Source organism: Leisingera sp. XS_AS12, from assembly GCF_041224635.1.
Lineage (GTDB): Bacteria > Pseudomonadota > Alphaproteobacteria > Rhodobacterales > Rhodobacteraceae > Leisingera.
The window spans coordinates 258,745-275,940 of record NZ_JBGFGM010000128.1 but is presented as its reverse complement, the minus strand read 5'-3'; the positions used below and the strand labels follow the sequence as shown (position 1 = coordinate 275,940).

Below are 17,196 nucleotides of genomic sequence, written 5' to 3'. Positions count from 1 at the left end.
GCGCGCGACCTCAGCCCGGACGCTGCACCACCCCGTATTGCGCGTAGCCGCGGTACAGCTGGCGGTGCTGCACGCTGCCGCCGATCCCGGCGGCGGCGCGGTTCAGCGCCGCCTCCAGCTCCAGCCTCGGGGTGACGTGGAACCGGACCAGCCAGTGGTTCAGCCCGCGTCGGCACCACTTTGGCCAGCCGTGCAGATCGGAGAAATCGACCACATGCAGCTGCCCGTGCGGTGCCAGATGGGCGCAGGCCATGTGCAGCGCCGCCTGCCAGTCCGGAATCATTGACAGCCCGTAAGAGATGAACACCCGGTCGAACTGCGCTCGCCGGAACAGATGCCCGCCATCAAAGTGGCAGGCATCGGCCCGCGCCAGCTGCACATGGTCGCCCAGCTTGGCGCGGGCGGAATTCAGCATCTCGTCCGAGATATCCAGCCCGTAAAAGGCGCTGTGCGGATACTTGCGCGCCGCCAGATGCAGGTTGCGCCCGGTGCCGCAGGCCACCTCCAGCACATGGGTGCCCTGCCCCGGTGCCAGCCCGGCAATCAGCTGGTCGCGCCCGAAGAGATAATACTTGCGCGTCACATCATAGATCAGTCGCTGATGGCGGTAGGTCTCGTCCATCAGCGCGGCGTGGGATCGGGAAACGGTATCCAGCATCGGCATCACCCCTGAAACCGGTAAAGATGGAAGCCGCCGTAGATGGCGGAGCGGTCGGCTGCGGTGCCGCGGGCAGACCCTTCGGCATCGTACTGCCAGCGGTCGAGAATCTCGGCACGAACCCGCCCCGGCAGGATGTCCGCCGCGCCGCCAGTTCGGAATATGACCCGCGCGCCGGGGCTGGCGGTGCGGGTGATCTCCTGCCACAGTGCGTTCAGCTGCGCGTCATTCATCCAGTCCTGCGCATCGAGCAGCACATACCCCTGTTTCGACCCCGTCGGCTCTGCCGCCAGCAGATCGGTCAGCGAGCGGTTGACCAACCGCCCGCGGGCCGCATGGCGGCGCAGCGCGGCAAAGTTCTGCGGCTGCAGATAGGGCGGCAGCGAGGCATCCGGCGCCGGGTCGTAGCAGCGGCCAAAGGCTTGCCAGGCAAAGTAATTCTCCCGGATCGGGAATTCGCACATCAGCTTGCGCACCCGCTCGCGCAGAACCGGCAGCACATCGCCGCCGCCATCCGCGGCCAGCTTGTCATACTGCGCGGGCGGAATACCGAGACCAAACAGCGAGGCGCGGAAGCCCGCCAGCAGGCGCACCAGCCGCATATCGAACAGCGGCGCGATCTGCTGATCAAAGAACGCCCGCTGCTCTGCCAGGGTGCGCGCCGCCAGCAGGGGCGCGAAATCCACCTGCCCCAGCCGCGCCACCAGATGCACCGCGCCCAGAAAACGCCCCAGCAGCCCGTGGCGATAAAACCCGGCCTGAAACACCGAGATCCGACGGCGCAGCAGGCGGCGGCCGTCCCAGAACGCGCGCGTCTCCGGGTCCAGATGGTCCCGGATGTAGCGCTCGTAGAGGGCGCGGTTGACCTCCATGTCGGCGCGGCCAAAGAACTGGTAGAAGGCCGCGTGATCGGGCAGCGCCTGCGCCGCCGCCAGCTTCAGTCGGCCCAGCGCCACATGGGCGGGCGACAGATCCACCCCGGTGACGGAGGCAGGCCCGGCGGCCAGATAGGACAACAGGTTGCAGCTGCCCGAGGCGATGCAGACCAGATTGTCCTGCGGCGTGATCTCCAGCGCCGCCATGTCCACCGCTGGATCCTCCCAGATCTGCGGATAGACCAGCCCCAGAAACAGCCGGGAGAACAGCCGCTCCAGCCGCCCGGTTGCCGCGTCGCCCTCTTGCAGCACCGCTGCATCCAGCTGTGCCTGTGCGGTCATCGTCATCTAACGCGCGTCCCTTCAAACATTTTCCAGTTGCCTTTGCCTGCGCCGGGCGCGCCTGGCCCGGTCGCGGTGCCGCGCCTTGCGGGCGGTGTGCTCCCAGTCGATCAGCGCCAGGCGGCCGTCCTCCAGCTCCACCACCGCGGTGCAGCTTTCGACCCAATCGCCGGTGTTCACATAGGCGATCCCGTCCAGATCACGGATTGCGGCGCTGTGGATATGGCCGCAGATCACCCCGTCATAGCCGCCGCGCTTGGCCTCGGCGCTCAGCACCGCCTCGTATTCGCTGATGAAGTTGACCGCCTGCTTCACCTGGTGCTTGGCCCATTTCGACAGCGACCAGTACTGCCCGCCCCACAGGTGCCGCGCCCGGTTGATGTGGGTGTTGAGCCACAGCATGAAGTCATAGGCCCGGTCCCCCAGATGGACCAGCCAGCGGGCATTGACCACCACCGAATCGAACTGGTCGCCGTGGGTCACCAGATAGCGCTTGCCGTCGGCGGCCGTGAAATCGGCGCTGCGGCAGACCTCGATGCCACCGAAATGGGTGCCAAGGTAGGAGCGCAGGAATTCGTCATGGTTGCCGGGAATCAGATAGATCCGGGCACCACCATGGGCCTTTTCCAGCAGCGCCTGCACCACGTCGTTATGTGCCTGCGGCCACAAAAAGCCCTTGCGCCGGATCCGCCAGGCATCGACGATATCGCCCACCAGGTAGTATTGCGCGGCCTCGTGTCGGTTGAGGAAATCCAGCAGCAGATCGGCTTGGCAGCCCGGTGTCCCCAGATGAATGTCCGACAGGAAGATCGTGCGGTATTTCACAGGTCTGACCCCGGCTGGTTGCGTGCCTTCGGACTTAAACCACGCGCATCACAGAACCATGACGCTGCGGCGGCGTGATCGTCGTTTTCCGTTTGACGACCCCTGAAAACCTGCTTATACGCGCCTGCACGACACCTGCCCAGGTGGCGGAATTGGTAGACGCGCTAGCTTCAGGTGCTAGTGTCCGTATGGACGTGGAGGTTCGAGTCCTCTCCTGGGCACCATTCCCCGATAAACGACACGTACAGCCATGCCGATCGGCAGCCCGATCAGGCATATGTAAACCAGTCGGCTTCAGCGCAGTTGAGTTTGACAGCCAAAGTGCCTATTTCCACTGCAATGCTGCCAATCGTCGCTGCCGACGCGGTGATCATCTAAAGGGAATTCCAGTGGCCAACCACCTGTACAAGAACGACCTGCCCGACGGGCTGGACCTCGGTCCCGTTGTTGCCATCGACTGCGAAACCATGGGATTGAACCCGCATCGCGACCGGCTGTGCGTGGTCCAGCTGTCCGGCGGGGATGGCGACGCCCACATCGTGCAGATCGCCAAGGGACAGACCGAAGCGCCCAACCTGTGCCGGATGCTGGAAAATCCCGATGTGCTGAAGCTGTTCCACTTTGGCCGTTTCGACATCGCCGCCTTATACCACGCATTTGGCGCGCTGACGGCCCCGGTCTATTGCACCAAGATCGCCAGTCGTCTGGTGCGCACCTATACCGACCGCCACGGGCTGAAGAACCTCACCCAGGAACTGCTGGGCATCGACATCTCGAAACAGCAGCAAATGAGCGACTGGGGCGCAGCCGAGCTGAGCGAGGCGCAGCTGGACTACGCCGCCTCGGACGTGCTGCACCTGCACCGGCTGCGCAATGCACTCGACAAACGGCTGGCCCGCGAAGGGCGGACGGAAATGGCCCAGGCCTGTTTCGACTTCCTGCCGATGCGCGCCAAACTTGACCTGGCCGGCTGGCCCGAAATCGACATCTTTGCACACTCATGACCGATACAGAAAAATTCCTGCACACCGCCCGCCAGGTGATCACCGACGAGGCCAATGCCCTGAACGTCCTGGCCGAGAGCCTTGACGACCGGTTTGCCCAAGCGGTGCAGATGATCCTCGAGGCCAAGGGCCGCATCATCATCAGCGGCATCGGCAAGTCCGGCCATATCGGCCACAAGATCGCGGCGACCCTCGCCTCCACCGGGACACCCGCCTATTTCGTGCACCCGGCCGAGGCCAGCCATGGCGATCTGGGCATGCTGTCACAGGGCGACGTCGTCTTGGCGATATCGAACTCCGGCGAGGCGCCGGAGCTGGCGAACCTGCTGGCCTTCACCCGCCGCTTCGGGATTCCGCTGATCGGCCTGTCCTCCAAGATGGACAGCACCCTGATGAAACAGGCCGACGTTCACCTGCAAATCCCCTCGCTGGGCGAGGCCTGCGGCTTCGGCATGGTGCCGTCCATCTCCACCACGCTGACGCTGGCGATGGGGGATGCACTGGCCATCGCTCTGATGAAGCACCGGGATTTCCGGCCCGAGAACTTCCGCGACTTCCATCCCGGCGGCAAGCTGGGCGCACAGCTCAGCAAGGTGCGCGACCTGATGCATGCGGACGAGGCCCTGCCGCTGGTTGCGGGCGATGCCCCGATGGCCGATGTGCTGATCGAAATCAGCCAGAAGGGCTTTGGCGTGGCCGGTGTGGTTGCCGCCGATGGCGCCCTTGCAGGCATCATCACCGACGGCGACCTGCGCCGCCACATGCAGGGGCTGCTGGACAAGACCGCTGCCGAGGTAATGACCGCATCTCCCGCGACCATCGCTCCGGATGCCATGGCCGAAGAAGCCGTGGCCGTGATGAACAAGCGCAAGATCACCTGTCTGTTCGTAACGGACGCTGCCAGCCAGCAACGTCCGCAAGGCTTGTTGCACATCCACGACTGCCTCCGCGCAGGCCTGGGCTGACATCGGGCCACGGGAGATCAGGACATGGACAGCCACTCCAGAGCCGTCGCCTATCTGAAGGTGCTGATGCCGCTGGCGGCCCTGGCCCTGATGTCGACCCTGTTCCTGATCTCGCGCGGCAGCAATACCGAGGCCGTCATCCCCTTCGCTCAAAAGGAAATCGAGGACCGGATGAAAGGCCAGCAGGTGACCGCGCCTTTCTTCTCGGGCACCACGGCGCAGGGGGATGAAATCATGGTCTCGGCCGCCCTCGCCCGCCCCGGTGGAGCCGACGCCCCTGCGGTGGCCAGCGAAGTGTCGGCAAATTTCAGGCTTGCCCGTGGCGGACGGATCACCCTGGCGTCACAGACCGGATCGATACAACCGGGCCAGGCCACGGCCGAATTCACCGGCGGTGTGACCATCACCTCGACACAGGGGCTGATCGTGGAAACCGAGACGCTGAATGCCGCTCTCGACGGGTTGGAAGCCAGCAGCCCCGGTCCGGTGCAGGCCACCGGGCCGCTTGGCCAACTGACGGCGGGCAACATGCGGATCTCCTCCGAATCTGAGGATGGGACGGTCCATATGCTATTCAAAAACGGGGTGAAGCTGATATACGATCCCCAGCAACCAGAAAGATGACCAGTGTCTTATTTGCGCGCATTGATATTTTGCTTCCCGCTGGCCCTGCCCCTTGGCCTTTATCCCGGTCTCGCCGCGGCTCAAAACGCGCAGGTTGCCTTTGGTGCTGTGAAGGCAGATCCCAGCCAACCGGTTGAGGTGACGGCGGACAATCTGGCGGTCAGCCAGGTTGACGGCTCCGCTGAATTCACCGGCAATGTCCTGATCGCACAGGGCATCATGCGCCTGTCGGCCGACAAGGTTCTGGTCATCTACAAAACCGCCGAGGACGGGCAGACCCGTAAGGGCATCGAGCGTCTGGAGGCAACCGGGAATGTGCTCCTGGTCAGCGGACCGGACGCCGCGGAATCGCAGCGCGCGGAATATACCATCGACAGCGGCACGATCGTGATGACCGGAGACGTTCTGCTGTCCCAGGCTGGCAACACCCTGACGTCAAACCGGCTCGAGGTGAACCTGACCACCGGCACCGCCCGGATGGCAGGCCGGGTCAAAACCATCCTCAATCCGGATGGCGAAAACTGATGGCCAAACCCGACCTGACCGTGACCGAAGGCACTTCCGGCCTGCAAATCAAGCAGCTGCGAAAATCCTACCGCAAGAAAGTCGTCATCCGTGATGTCTCGATGTCGCTGAACCGCGGCGAAGTGGTGGCGCTGCTGGGCCCCAATGGATCGGGCAAGACCACCAGCTTCTACGCGATCGCGGGGCTGGTGTTTCCCGAGGCCGGTATGGTCAGCATCGACGGCCAGAATGTCACCGGCCTGCCGATGTACCGCCGCGCCCGGCTCGGAATCGGCTATCTGCCACAGGAAATGTCGATCTTTCGCGGGCTGTCGGTGGAAGACAACATCTCCGCGGTGCTCGATATCTCGCAGAAGCACGAGCACAAGCGCCGCGAACGTCTGGAAGAGCTGCTGTCGGATTTCTCGATCGAACATCTGCGCCGTGCCCCGGCGCTGGCGCTGTCGGGCGGCGAACGCCGTCGCGTCGAGATCGCCCGCTGCCTGGCCGCCGACCCCAAGTATCTGCTGCTGGACGAACCTTTTGCCGGGGTTGACCCGATTTCCGTCGGCGACATCCGCCACCTGGTGGCCGATCTGAAGAAACGCGGCATCGGCGTGCTGATCACCGACCACAACGTGCGCGAGACGCTGGAAATCGTGGACCGAGCCTATATCCTGCACGATGGCCAGGTGCTGATGTCCGGCAGCCCGGAAGAAGTGGTGGAAAACGAAAACGTCCGCCGCGTCTACCTCGGCGACAACTTTCGGATCTCCTGACCGCGCGCTGCAGGTGGCACGCGGGATATTGTATCTGAAACCCGTATTTCTTTTTTACGGCTTTCCATTGACTCTCCCGCTGACTTGCCGTGGAATTGATCCATGGCATACGCGCACACCGATGCAATCCGCTTGATGACCTTGGCAACAAGGCACGCAGCGATGCATCCCGGCGCCAAGCCATCCCCCCGGATCCGGATCTGACCCGACACCGTCAAGGATTGCCTTGGCGGCAGATCCATCCGCAATAATTCGTGAAGGAGATCACATGCGTTACAAAATCAGCGGTAAACAGATCGACATCGGCGAAGCTCTGCAAACCCACGTGCAGAACGAGCTGGGCGCGGTTGTACAAAAATACGCCGAGCGACCGACTGACGCGGCCGTGGTCTTTTCCCGTTCTGCGCATGAATATGTGTGTGAAACCACAGTTCATCTGTCGACCGGGCTGAATGCCCAGGCCAAGGCACATGCGACTGAAATCTACGCCGCCTTCGAAGGCTGCTGCGAAAAAATGGAGAAGCAGCTGCGCCGCTACAAGCGCCGCCTGAAGGACCACCACCGCGAGCGTAGCGAACCGGTTGAACATTTGGGCGCCAATTCGTATATCCTCGCGTCTGAGGAAGTGGAGTCAGAGCCGGAAAGCCTGCAACCGATCATCGTCGCTGAAATGGAAACCCGCATTCCGTCACTGTCGGTCGGGGAAGCAGTGATGCAGATGGAGCTTGCAGGGGCGCCGGTCCTGGTCTTCCGCAATGAAGGCAAGGACGGGTTGAATGTGGTCTACCGCCGCGAGGACGGCAACATCGGCTGGATCGACCCGTAAACACATCTAATGCATCGGCGCCCCCGAATGGGGCGCCGGAACGGAGCAGACAAATGCAGATTTCCAGCATCCTCAAGCCAGAGGCCGTCCGGGTAATCGGTGCGGCCTCCAGCAAGAAGCGCCTGTTTCAGGAAATCGCGGATGTCGCCCAGACCGCCTATGGTCTGAACGCCCAGACGACGGTCGAGGCACTGCTGGACCGCGAAAGCCTCGGCCCGACCGGCGTCGGCCACGGCGTCGCCCTGCCGCATGCGCGGCTCGACACGCTCAGCGAGGTCTGCGGCGTCTTCCTGATTCTGGAAAAGCCTCTGGATTTCGGTGCGGTCGACCGTCAGCCGATCGACATCGCCTTTGCGCTCTTTGCGCCGGAGGACGCCGGCGTCGAACACCTGAAAGCCCTGGCGCTGGTGTCCCGCACCCTGCGCGAGCAAAGCTTCTGCACCAAGCTGCGTGCCAACCACGAACCGTCCACGCTGTATACGATCCTGACCGAGAACCAATCGGTGCAGGCTGCCTGATCCGTCCGCATGGACGCGGGTTTCCTGAAATCAGCGACCAGCTTGCAGCGCTCTTGCGGAGCGCTGCACCACGCCAGGCGTTGAACGGAAACGACTACGGTTTCCAAGCCTCGAATCCAAAGGCCAGATAGTCGCGCTGGTAGACCGAGGCAGCGAGTTTTTCCAACTCGGCATCGTAAATCGCTTCCAGACCATAGGGCATATCCGGCACCGTCTGCGGTACGGGCGCTGTCGATTGCGCGCCCAGCCGACGGGCCAGCGCGGGCAGTTCTGTCGCCAGCTCCGTTTCCCGCAACACTAGATCCGGCGATCCGACCTCGGCGAAGCCAGCCAGTATCTGGCTTTGGCTGGCCCATTCGGGATCGACCCGCACCGAGGTCTGCCCGACCAGATTGGCCTTGAGGAAGGTCAGGAAGCCGGCAAACGCCTCGCGATGCCGCGATTGCGAATAGCCCGCTCCCGGCCCATCCGCTGGTAGGTCCAGCTTGAACTGCCGCCGCAGCGTATTGCGGATCGGCCCATAGCTGCTCTCACCCGTGCTGAGGATCCGGCGGCAGAAGACCGCGTGGGCGCGTGCAAGCGGATGGCGCAGCACCGTGAAACTGCGAAACCCCGCATGGCTGAGCTTCCACTCACGCAGCTGCTTCTGGTTCATCCCGGTTGGCAGCTGGTCTGGCTCGCTCTTCTCCACCGTCGCCATCCACTGCACAACTTCCGCTTCGGGGCCGCCCCGGATTGGCAGATAGAGCATCGGAACCTGACGCCCCGCAACGTAACTCGGCACTGCCGGACCACGGCGCGGCTCGAAATTCGGCGTGCGGGTGAGGTTGAAGCTGTCCATCGACATCAACGCCTGCTGCACCATCTCCGGGTTGGAAACCTTGGACAGGACCGGCGCCGGGTTCTGCGGCTTGAGCGTTTCGTCCAACGCGTCCAATTGTTGCGTCACGCCCAACCAGCGCGCCAGTCCGTTCATCACCCCGAGGTTCTGCAGATCCTCGTAAGCAATATAGAACGCTGTCTGACCCGATGACTGAAGGCGGTTCAGCAAGGTGACCTGAAACTCCTGCAAGGCCGTTACATGGAAGGCGAATTCCGTAGGATCGAACTCGGCCTTGGCCTCCTTGCGCCGTTTCACATTGGTCAGTTTCCACTGCCCCGTCGCCTGGGCGATCTTCCGAGACACATAGCTGTCCAGGGGGTTGCGGGTCAGGATGATCTTGGCGCAGCGCGGGTCTTCAAGCATCAGATCCAAGACCCTTGGATCGTGATCGTGGAAGTAGCGAAATCCCCCCAGCACGCCCGGTTCGGACTTGATCACATCGATCAAACGCGCCGGGTCCGCCTCGCGCATGGATTGGCTGACGCCCAGCAGATCACTCCTGTTCGGGTAGCCAATGAAATGCGGGTTGAACGCCTCACCGTGACAGCTGAGCCCATCATAGGCATTCAGGTTGGCTTCCAGAAAATTGGAGCCGGTGCGCATTTCTGCGAAGACAACAAAATAGTCAAAGTTTTCAGAAGACGACATCGGGCCTCATCGCACCAGATAGGGTTTGCGGGGAGTGTTGCTCAGGCTGGCCGGGCTTTGCCCAACCGGGAAGTCCCCCATCAGATAGGGATGCATGCCCTGGTTCTTCAGATTCTGCAGAAACTCGCCGAACCCTTCAAGGTTGGTCATGGTCGGCACTTCTTGCAGTTTTCGCCCGCTGGCGACGCCCATATCCTCCAGCACCGCCTGCAAGGGTTCCATCGGAGCCTCCACGAATTCCGCCATTGTCCAGATGCGGACGCGGGCGCGGGTCCAGGGTTCTCGCAGTTTCTCGAGCTGTTTCGCCTCGATCTGTTGCAGGCGGGCCGCCTGCCGTCTGAGGTCGGCAAAACTGCGCCTGGACCGGAACAGAGACACCGCCCAGGCACCGCTGATGACGGATATCTGCGCATTTCCATCGCGCGCCAGCATCCCGTTCACCGCCTGATTGTCCGCCGGGCCAAACTGAAAACACTGGCGTTCGCCGCGCGTGTTCCAGATCAGGTTCTTCAGGAAACTCTCGGGATTATAGTCCCGCAACGCCGCCGCTTGTGACAGGCAGCCATTGATCAAGCTCTGATCCTCGGAAAATTCCGCCCGGTCCGGTCGGAACAGGTGCCCATGTACCCGCGCACCGGTTTGGCGGGCCAGCCAGGGCTCGAAATCATCGAACAGTTCGGCGAAGCCTTGAAACACAGAATAGGGGCCGGCGGTGATCGCCTGTTCCGCTCCGTCGCCGGGAAAGCGGCTTTGCATGACCAGCCCAGCGCGACCACGGGTTCGCCGCTCCACCGCCTTGGCGAAGATACGGTCGATCTTGCCGGGATTCGGCTCGGCACGCGGCCTCGCTCTGTCCGCATCGGTCAGAAACGCCTGATAAAGCCGCTCCGCATGCGGCCAGATCTTGCGCGCGACAAAGCAATCCGATCGGCGCAGCATTTGCAGATGATCGTCGTAGAAGATGTGAGGCTTGCCCTGAAAATCGAACTTGGACAGCGTCAGCGAGCGGCTTTCGATATTGCTGGAATAGAGCCGCGCCAGCGACTGAAAGTAACTTTCGTCCGGTATCCAGACCTTGCGAAAATACGCGTCAAACTCCGAGCGCCGCGGATCCCGCAAAATCGACTCGAGGGTCTGGCGTGTCAGACACCACCACTGGCTGCCCATATGCGGCACTAACCCGTCTGGGATACGGCGACGGATGCCCAGACGCCGCTGCAATGCAACATAGCGATCAAAGAGTTGCCGGTGCCGTTTCCATGAAAACGGAAACCGCAGCGTGAACCGCTCATGGCTGAGGCCACCAACAATCCATGGCACATCTGCCGTTGTTGCGCTTTCGATGAAGTCGATGCGCGGACGTTCCGCCAGGTAGTCGATCAGCTCCTGTACCGGGCGCAGCGGCAGACAGGAGCCGGAAGCAAGGTAGACATGGCGGACCTGCGCGAACTCTTCCAGCATCACTTCGCTTGCCGCTTGCGTGGCGGCCACGATACCCCAGGTGCCCCACTCACAACGATGACGGCTGCAGAAGCGAACCAACGGATCATCGACCAGCGCCCTGTGGAACGCGCGGAAATCCTCTGTGCTGACATTGCGGTCCACGTGCAGGACCACAGGGCAGCCGTTCGCCGTCCAATGACGCGCCACCTGGGCTGCCCGCTCCAGCGAGGTGTGCACCAGCATCACGATGCCCAGCCCGCTCATGCCCAGTTCCCCTTGGACATCAGGCCCAGAATTTCCAGCTGGCGCCAGTTGATGTATTTCTCGCTCCACTTGCACCAGAGGTCCGGTTGCTCGGCCAGCTTTTCGGCGTAGGCGCGATATTCGGTCGAGCCGCCGTAGTGCTGCTTGCGCGACAGCTCCTCCCTGGCCTTGGCCGTGAAGGTGTCGAGAAACTTGGCATGCAGCAGCGCACCGCTGGCCTTTTCACCGCCATCAGCCGCATAGACCTGGTTCAGTCCCCGCGGCAACAGCGCATGGGTAGAGCTGGCATAGGCATAGCGACGATCCCATTTGACCAGCGGGATCTTGTTCAGCGCCGGCGCCTTTTTCGGCTGATCCGCAAAGAACACCCGCGCCCGCGGGCCGCCCTGTATCCACAGGTTTCCGTATTCGGGGTTGCGCGAAATCATGTAGTTGCCGCTGTCGAACCACTGCGCGATCTCCAGCGGATCCTGCCCAGCCTGATAGGGCACCGCATCGATCCGCCCCTTGGGGTAGACGTCGATCAACATCGCCGCAAAACTGCGAAGATCCGAATTGTCCAGCCAGTCTGTCAGGGCGCGAATAGGGCGTGTATCGCAGAAGGGGTAAATGAAGAACTCATCCGGGTCGACGACCAGAACCCAATGCCCGTGCGCATAGCGGCGTTTGAGATAATTCATCCAGTCGATGCCGTACCCTGCGCGCCGGTAACTCGCGTCTGTGTGCCAGAGCGAGACGTCGGCCATCCCGCGCAGGTAATCGGCCGTGCCATCGGTCGAGCCATTGTCGACGAACAGGAAATGGCCGATCCCCAGATTGCGGTAGTACTCCAGAAAATACGGCAGGCGAATCTGCTCGTTTCGCATCGTGCAGACCAGTAGGATATCGTCGGGACGGATGGACCGGGTGTTGTCCTGAAGCAGTGTGAGCTCGGCCGATTTCCGTACGGCCCGGATCAGGCGCCGCTTGCGCCGCAAGCGCATCCGGTAAGAATCCCAAAGCCCCACGTCAACTCCATCCCTGCCCAAGAAGCGCCTTGCGAGGCCGCTCCCAGTCTGCCCGCATCGGAACTTTGCACAATATGTCACGGGGGCAGTATATTAACAACGTACTTAGAAACGGTTACGCGGCCGCTCGGCGCACGCGCAACATCCGCTGCAGCCTAGCGCCAGGCGGAGCGCATCAAGCCAAGCTCGACCAGTTGCTCCGGCCCCTTGTAACGCTGCGCACCCTCGTGCCACAGGTCCGGCGCCGAGGCGATTTGATCGTAGTAATGGTCAAAGTTCTCTGGCGTATGGAAATGTTGCCGACGCGCCTTTTCCGTGCGCGATTTGGCGACGACTTCTGGCAGAAACTTCGTGTGCAGCAACACGCCCGAAGGCGCGTTTCCGCCCGGCCCGCTGTACATGCCGTTCAACCGCGGTGGCAGTAGGGAATGGGTCGAATTCACATAGGCATAGCGCCGGTTCCAACGCAGCAGCGGAATCTTGTTCAGCGTCGGAGAGCGTTCCGGCTGCTCCGCGAAAAACACCCTCTCTCGGGTGCCGCCCTGCACCCAGAGATTGCCGAGCGGCGGTTGCCGCACAGCGCGATAAGGGCCTGCATCAAACCACGGTAGCACATCCAATGGGTTTTGCCCTGACGCATAGCTCTGGTCCCCCAATGCTCCCTTCGGGAAAAGGTCCAACATCAGGGTGCCAAGACCCTGCTGCCCCAGCGTCTCCAGCTGCTGGCACAGAGCCTCAAGTCCATGATCCTGCATCCCGGGGTAGGCCAGCAATTCATCCGCATCGACGGTCAGGCACCAGCGTCCGTGTCCATACCGAAGCAGCAGCCAGCCCAGCCAGTCCAATCCGAAACGCGCCTCGCGGTAACTGGCCCTTGTCTGCCACAGGGTCACATCAGGCTGTGCCGCCAGCAGCTCTGCGCTGCCGTCGTCACTGCCATTGTCGACCACCAAGAAATGCGCCGCTCCAAGCCTGCGATAGTGCTGAAGAAAAAACGGCAGGCGCCCGGCTTCGTTGCGCAGCACCACGAAGACCAGAACGCCCGAAGCCGGAACCTGTGCGCGACGAGCTGAAACCAGTCGCAATTGGTGGCGAGCCCGCAAGGCGCGCCACAGAAGCCGCCGCCGCTTCCAGCGCATCCTGTAAGCCATGGTCAGGCTCAGCGGATGCAGATCGGGCGCGGCAGGGCTCGAGTGCATGCTCAGCGCTCGTAATGGCCTGTCTTATGCCACTTCCAGGCGTCGGCAATCATCGTGTCCAAGGTAGAGCGCCGCGGCTCCCAGCCGAGGTCCGTGACCGCACGGGTCGAACCCGACACCAGCTTTGTACAATCACCAGCGCGGCGCGGTCCGATATTGCAGGGAACTTTCTGACCAGTCACCGCTTCAGCGCGGTCCATCACCTCACGGACCGAAAAGCCGCTCCCCGTTCCCAGGTTGAAGACCTGGCTGCCCTTGCCGTCTTCCAGCCATTTCAGGCCCAGAACATGCGCATCCACCAAGTCACAGACATGGACGTAATCGCGAATACAGGTGCCGTCCGGCGTGTCGTAATCGGTGCCAAAGATGGTCAGCGCGTCGCGTTTGCCAGCAATCGCATCCAGCACCAGCGGCACAAGATGGGTTTCCGGGCGATGGAATTCGCCGATCTCGGCCTCAGGATCAGCCCCGGCAACGTTGAAATAGCGGAAGATCACTGACCGCAGACCGTGCGCCGCGCCAAAATCCTTGAGAATGTTTTCAACCGCGTGCTTGGATGCACCATAGGCATTCAGCGGCAGCTGCGGCGTATTTTCATCCAGAACCACGTTGTCATGCTCACCATAGGTGGCGCAGGTCGAGGAAAAGACGAAATCAAGGCACCCCGCCGCAACCGCGGCCTCGACGAGGTTCAGTGAACCGCCGGTGTTGTTCGCCCAGTAGCGGCCCGGCTCGCTCATCGCTTCGCCAACCTGGCTCAGGGCGGCGAAATGCATCACCGCAGCCGGTTCATACTTGGCAAAGACCTCGTCCAGGCGCGCGCGGTCATTCAAATCGCCTTGCTCGAAGGGACCGAATTTCACCGCCTGCTGCCAGCCGGTTATCAGATTGTCATAGGTTACGGGGGTGTAGCCTGCGGCTTTCAGGGCCTTGCAAGCATGAGAGCCGATGTAGCCGGCGCCTCCGGTCACGAGGATATTTGTCACTGTCTTTGTCCCATTGACGGCCACCCCGATTTGGGGCGGCCCATGTGTCATGTCCTGAAAGCGGCGTGTTTACTGCGCGGCTTTGCCGACCTGCGCGATCTCGGTGATGTAGCTCATCAGATCATCGCGCAATTCATCCCGTGCCAGCGCGAATGCCACCGTCGCCTGCAGGAACCCCGCCTTGGAGCCACAGTCGAACCGTTCACCCTGGAAACGGTAGCCATACACCGGCACGTCCTTGGTGATGTCCTCGGCAATGGCATCCGTCAGTTGGATCTCGCCACCAGCACCCTGTTTCATCTTGTTGAGGTTCTTCAGGACCGAAGGTGCCAGGATATAGCGTCCGATCACTGCGAGATTCGACGGTGCATCTTCGGCTTTCGGCTTTTCGACCATTCCATTGGCGGAAACCACCCGCCCCATGTCTTCCTTCACGTCCAATACGCCATAAGAAGAGGTCTTCTCGGGAGCGACTTCCATCGCAGCCACCATGTTGCCACCGGTCTCCTCGTAGGCTTCCACCATCTGCTGAAGACATGGTTTTTCGGCCGCGATGACGTCATCGGGCAAGATCACGGCGAAGGGCTCATTGGCAATCAGCCGCCGGGCGCACCAGACCGCATGCCCCAGTCCCAATGCCCTGTGCTGCCGCAGATAGGCGATGGCACCTGATTCCATGTTGGTGCTTTGCAGGACTTCCAGAAGCTCGTCCTTGCCCTTCTTGCGCAGTTCCTGCTCCAGAACCGGCGAGTGGTCGAAGTAATCTTCCAGCGCACCCTTGCCCCGCGAAGTGACAAAGATGAACTCCTTGATCCCAGCGGCACGCGCCTCGTCGATGGCATATTGCACCAGAGGCCGGTCAACCAAGGTCATGATTTCCTTGGGAACGGATTTGGTTGCTGGCAGAAACCTTGTACCCAGGCCTGCAACCGGGAAAATAGCCTTGGTTACTTTTTTACGCATGATTATCTCTCAAATTCTTCTCTTCGGAACATCCACTGGCAAACGTTGCAAGCCACGCAACCTTTTACCTGCCTCATGTCCGGTCAACTCCAAAAACAAACGGAACGGCTGTACCCGGGGCATCGCCCGCACGCCGCTGAATTTCGCATCTCTCTCCCCATCCTCGATACCATCTCCTGTCACTCATACCCCATTTTTTTCATCATGGCTTCCAGTCGCGGCACATCTTCCGGATTATTCAACTCCCAGAATTCACGTCCGCGGGCTTCCACCTCGACGCATAGAACCTTGCGCCCGTTTTCCATGAACCGCAGCTGTTCCAACCCTTCAAGCTGCTCCAGTGGTCCGGTCTTCCAATCAGGATATGCTGCCAGCGCCTCCGGGCGGTAGGCATATACACCGACATGGTGATACACCGGCGTTTTTTCGCCATCCGCGAAGCTATCTGCGCAAAACGGCAGCACCTCCTTTGAAAAATAGAGCGCACTATGGTCCGCGGCAAATACCGCTGTCGTACCACCGACGCGGCCAGCCTTGCGATCGGCCAGCAAGCTGTTCAACGTCTCTCCGTTGCAACGCAGTACGGGTGTCGCCAGCCCCATGTTCGGCGCCGCGCGCAGCCCCGCCACCAGATCCTCGACGAACCAGTGGGGCGTCAGGGGGGCGTCCCCCTGCAGGTTGACCACGATGTCATAGCCACCGCCCAGTTTGGCATGGGCCTCGGCGCAACGCTCAGTGCCGTTGGCGCAGCTCTCGGAGGTCATCACCACTTCGGCGCCGAACCCCTCGGCAGCCTGTTTGATGCGATCGTCATCCGTTGCAACAACAACGCGCTCCACGCCCTGCACGGAGCAGGCCGCCCGCCAGGAGCGCTCCACCAAGGTGCGTTGGACACCGGTTGCCCCGGTCAGCGGAACGAGCGGTTTGCCCGGATAACGGGTAGAGGCATAGCGGGCGGGAATGACAATCAGAACGGACATCAGGCTTCTTTCAACTCCACGGCCGGAGCGTAAGCGATGAAAAACGGGTTGGCATAGCCCTCTTTACCGTAAACTAGGGGGGAATGATCGTCGAAGCGCACCACTTTTCCGCCGGCACCTGCCAGGACGGCGTGACCCGCCGCGGTGTCCCACTCCATCGTGCGGCCAACGCGCGGATAGAGATCGGCTTCACCGGTAGCGACGAGGCAGAATTTCAACGATGAGCCCGCGCTTTTCATGTCCCGCACGTTGTACTTGTTGATGTAGTCGTCGGTTGCCTGATCGCGATGCGATTTCGAGGCCACAACCATCAAGGCGGAATTATCGCTGTCAGCGACCCGGATCGGGCGGGTGTCGCCGATGGTGTCCGGATCAAAGGCTCCGGTTTCCTCGACCGCGGTGCCATCTGCGAGGGTGAAGAACATGCGTTCGCGGGCCGGGGCATAAACCACACCGCGGGTCGGAACGCCGTTCTCGACCAGAGCAATGTTGACCGTGAAGTCGCCACGGCGGTGGATGAACTCCTTGGTGCCGTCCAGCGGGTCGACGATCAGGAAGGTATCGCCGCGCTCCTGGTGGGACTCAGCCTGTTCCTCGGTGACAAGCATCACGTCCGGGAAGGCCGCCCGCAGACCCGCGGAAATCAACGCATCCGCAGCTTCATCGGCTGCAGTCACCGGGCTTTCGTCCGACTTCAGCTTCACGTCGAAGTCGTCGGAGTTGTAGATCTCCATGATCTTTGCACCAGCCTCGATGGCCAGACGGCGGATCACGGGCACCAGGTCTTCATAAGTCACGCAGCTCTCCCTGACACGGGTTTAATTGAAAATTTTCCTCTGCCCCCTTATGCTGCGGGGATAACCGAACGGCAAGCAGCCGCTTCATGTCCGAGCAGAGAATACA

The 17,196-nt window shown here is 61.8% G+C and carries 18 protein-coding genes and 1 tRNA gene; 8 read left to right on the top strand and 11 right to left on the bottom strand.

From position 1 onward, the window contains the following. Nucleotides 1-10: 10 nt before the first annotated feature. The 3 genes from AB9K35_RS23330 to AB9K35_RS23320 are packed head-to-tail and all read right to left on the bottom strand — an operon-like array spanning nt 11 to nt 2,700. Nucleotides 11-658, bottom strand: coding sequence for a class I SAM-dependent methyltransferase (locus AB9K35_RS23330; RefSeq protein WP_369929835.1), 648 nt, complete (start codon nt 656-658; stop codon nt 11-13). A gap of 5 nt (nt 659-663) precedes the next feature. After that, a complete protein-coding gene (locus tag AB9K35_RS23325; protein WP_369929834.1) occupies nt 664-1,881 on the bottom strand; it encodes a DUF3419 family protein in 1,218 nt (405 codons plus the stop codon). A gap of 15 nt (nt 1,882-1,896) precedes the next feature. Further along, nucleotides 1,897-2,700, bottom strand: a complete 804-nt coding sequence (locus AB9K35_RS23320) for a UDP-2,3-diacylglucosamine diphosphatase (RefSeq protein WP_369929832.1) — start codon at nt 2,698-2,700, stop codon at nt 1,897-1,899. A 137-nt stretch (nt 2,701-2,837) separates the two neighbouring features. Between AB9K35_RS23320 and AB9K35_RS23315 the strand changes: the two genes are divergently transcribed. From AB9K35_RS23315 to AB9K35_RS23280, 8 genes are all read left to right on the top strand, one after another. After that, a tRNA-Leu gene (locus AB9K35_RS23315) sits at nt 2,838-2,924 on the top strand. Nucleotides 2,925-3,089: 165 nt separating this feature from the next. Beyond that, entirely contained in the window at nt 3,090-3,704 is a 615-nt protein-coding gene (locus AB9K35_RS23310) for a ribonuclease D (RefSeq protein WP_369929831.1), read from the top strand. Further along, nucleotides 3,701-4,669: an SIS domain-containing protein gene (locus AB9K35_RS23305; protein ID WP_369929830.1), complete on the top strand. Its 969-nt coding sequence runs from the start codon at nt 3,701-3,703 to the stop codon at nt 4,667-4,669. The genes AB9K35_RS23310 and AB9K35_RS23305 overlap by 4 nt, the downstream gene beginning before the upstream one ends. Before the next feature lie 24 nt (nt 4,670-4,693). Continuing rightward, entirely contained in the window at nt 4,694-5,293 is a 600-nt protein-coding gene (lptC, locus tag AB9K35_RS23300; protein WP_369929828.1) for an LPS export ABC transporter periplasmic protein LptC, read from the top strand. 3 nt (nt 5,294-5,296) lie between these two features. Further along, the gene (locus AB9K35_RS23295; protein ID WP_369929827.1) at nt 5,297-5,818 is read left to right on the top strand and encodes an LptA/OstA family protein; all 522 of its coding nucleotides are present in this window, start codon (nt 5,297-5,299) and stop codon (nt 5,816-5,818) included. Further along, nucleotides 5,818-6,576 carry an LPS export ABC transporter ATP-binding protein gene (gene lptB, locus AB9K35_RS23290; protein ID WP_222454445.1) on the top strand — a complete coding sequence of 253 codons (759 nt, stop codon included), beginning with the start codon at nt 5,818-5,820 and terminating at the stop codon, nt 6,574-6,576. Before AB9K35_RS23295 ends, lptB begins: the two co-directional genes overlap by 1 nt. Before the next feature lie 268 nt (nt 6,577-6,844). Next, a complete protein-coding gene (gene hpf, locus AB9K35_RS23285; protein WP_222454444.1) occupies nt 6,845-7,402 on the top strand; it encodes a ribosome hibernation-promoting factor, HPF/YfiA family in 558 nt (185 codons plus the stop codon). Nucleotides 7,403-7,455: 53 nt separating this feature from the next. Next, a complete protein-coding gene (locus tag AB9K35_RS23280; protein ID WP_222454443.1) occupies nt 7,456-7,920 on the top strand; it encodes a PTS sugar transporter subunit IIA in 465 nt (154 codons plus the stop codon). Between the two features lie 94 nt (nt 7,921-8,014). On the opposite strand, the gene AB9K35_RS23275 is transcribed toward AB9K35_RS23280, so the two are convergent. The 8 genes from AB9K35_RS23275 to cysQ form a co-directional block, all read right to left on the bottom strand. After that, complete coding sequence (locus AB9K35_RS23275; RefSeq protein ID WP_369929824.1) at nt 8,015-9,451, bottom strand: nodulation protein NodH; 1,437 nt, start codon at nt 9,449-9,451, stop codon at nt 8,015-8,017. A gap of 6 nt (nt 9,452-9,457) precedes the next feature. Continuing rightward, nucleotides 9,458-11,158, bottom strand: a complete 1,701-nt coding sequence (locus AB9K35_RS23270; protein ID WP_369929822.1) for a beta-1,6-N-acetylglucosaminyltransferase — start codon at nt 11,156-11,158, stop codon at nt 9,458-9,460. Further along, nucleotides 11,155-12,141, bottom strand: a complete 987-nt coding sequence (locus AB9K35_RS23265; protein WP_369930224.1) for a glycosyltransferase family 2 protein — start codon at nt 12,139-12,141, stop codon at nt 11,155-11,157. Before AB9K35_RS23265 ends, AB9K35_RS23270 begins: the two co-directional genes overlap by 4 nt. A 179-nt stretch (nt 12,142-12,320) precedes the next feature. Then, nucleotides 12,321-13,364 (bottom strand): glycosyltransferase family 2 protein, encoded by a 1,044-nt coding sequence (locus AB9K35_RS23260; RefSeq protein WP_369929820.1) that lies wholly within the window; start codon nt 13,362-13,364, stop codon nt 12,321-12,323. 2 nt (nt 13,365-13,366) lie between these two features. Further along, a complete protein-coding gene (gene galE, locus AB9K35_RS23255) occupies nt 13,367-14,350 on the bottom strand; it encodes a UDP-glucose 4-epimerase GalE (RefSeq protein ID WP_369929818.1) in 984 nt (327 codons plus the stop codon). 69 nt (nt 14,351-14,419) lie between these two features. Then, a complete protein-coding gene (gene galU / locus AB9K35_RS23250; RefSeq protein ID WP_222454437.1) occupies nt 14,420-15,313 on the bottom strand; it encodes a UTP--glucose-1-phosphate uridylyltransferase GalU in 894 nt (297 codons plus the stop codon). Between the two features lie 179 nt (nt 15,314-15,492). Next, nucleotides 15,493-16,293, bottom strand: a complete 801-nt coding sequence (gene kdsB, locus AB9K35_RS23245) for a 3-deoxy-manno-octulosonate cytidylyltransferase (RefSeq protein ID WP_369929817.1) — start codon at nt 16,291-16,293, stop codon at nt 15,493-15,495. Further along, complete coding sequence (gene cysQ, locus AB9K35_RS23240) at nt 16,293-17,090, bottom strand: 3'(2'),5'-bisphosphate nucleotidase CysQ (protein ID WP_369929815.1); 798 nt, start codon at nt 17,088-17,090, stop codon at nt 16,293-16,295. Before cysQ ends, kdsB begins: the two co-directional genes overlap by 1 nt. Nucleotides 17,091-17,196 lie beyond the last annotated feature (106 nt).

Coding starts and splice junctions, on each gene's coding strand:
- AB9K35_RS23330 (WP_369929835.1), bottom strand. CDS start 658: ATGCTGGATACCGTTTCCCGATCCCACGCCGCGCTGATGGACGAGACC.
- AB9K35_RS23325 (WP_369929834.1), bottom strand. CDS start 1,881: ATGACGATGACCGCACAGGCACAGCTGGATGCAGCGGTGCTGCAAGAG.
- AB9K35_RS23305 (WP_369929830.1), top strand. CDS start 3,701: ATGACCGATACAGAAAAATTCCTGCACACCGCCCGCCAGGTGATCACC.
- lptC (WP_369929828.1), top strand. CDS start 4,694: ATGGACAGCCACTCCAGAGCCGTCGCCTATCTGAAGGTGCTGATGCCG.
- lptB (WP_222454445.1), top strand. CDS start 5,818: ATGGCCAAACCCGACCTGACCGTGACCGAAGGCACTTCCGGCCTGCAA.
- hpf (WP_222454444.1), top strand. CDS start 6,845: ATGCGTTACAAAATCAGCGGTAAACAGATCGACATCGGCGAAGCTCTG.
- AB9K35_RS23280 (WP_222454443.1), top strand. CDS start 7,456: ATGCAGATTTCCAGCATCCTCAAGCCAGAGGCCGTCCGGGTAATCGGT.
- AB9K35_RS23275 (WP_369929824.1), bottom strand. CDS start 9,451: ATGTCGTCTTCTGAAAACTTTGACTATTTTGTTGTCTTCGCAGAAATG.
- AB9K35_RS23270 (WP_369929822.1), bottom strand. CDS start 11,158: ATGAGCGGGCTGGGCATCGTGATGCTGGTGCACACCTCGCTGGAGCGG.
- AB9K35_RS23265 (WP_369930224.1), bottom strand. CDS start 12,141: ATGCGCTTGCGGCGCAAGCGGCGCCTGATCCGGGCCGTACGGAAATCG.
- AB9K35_RS23260 (WP_369929820.1), bottom strand. CDS start 13,364: ATGCACTCGAGCCCTGCCGCGCCCGATCTGCATCCGCTGAGCCTGACC.
- galU (WP_222454437.1), bottom strand. CDS start 15,313: ATGCGTAAAAAAGTAACCAAGGCTATTTTCCCGGTTGCAGGCCTGGGT.
- kdsB (WP_369929817.1), bottom strand. CDS start 16,293: ATGTCCGTTCTGATTGTCATTCCCGCCCGCTATGCCTCTACCCGTTAT.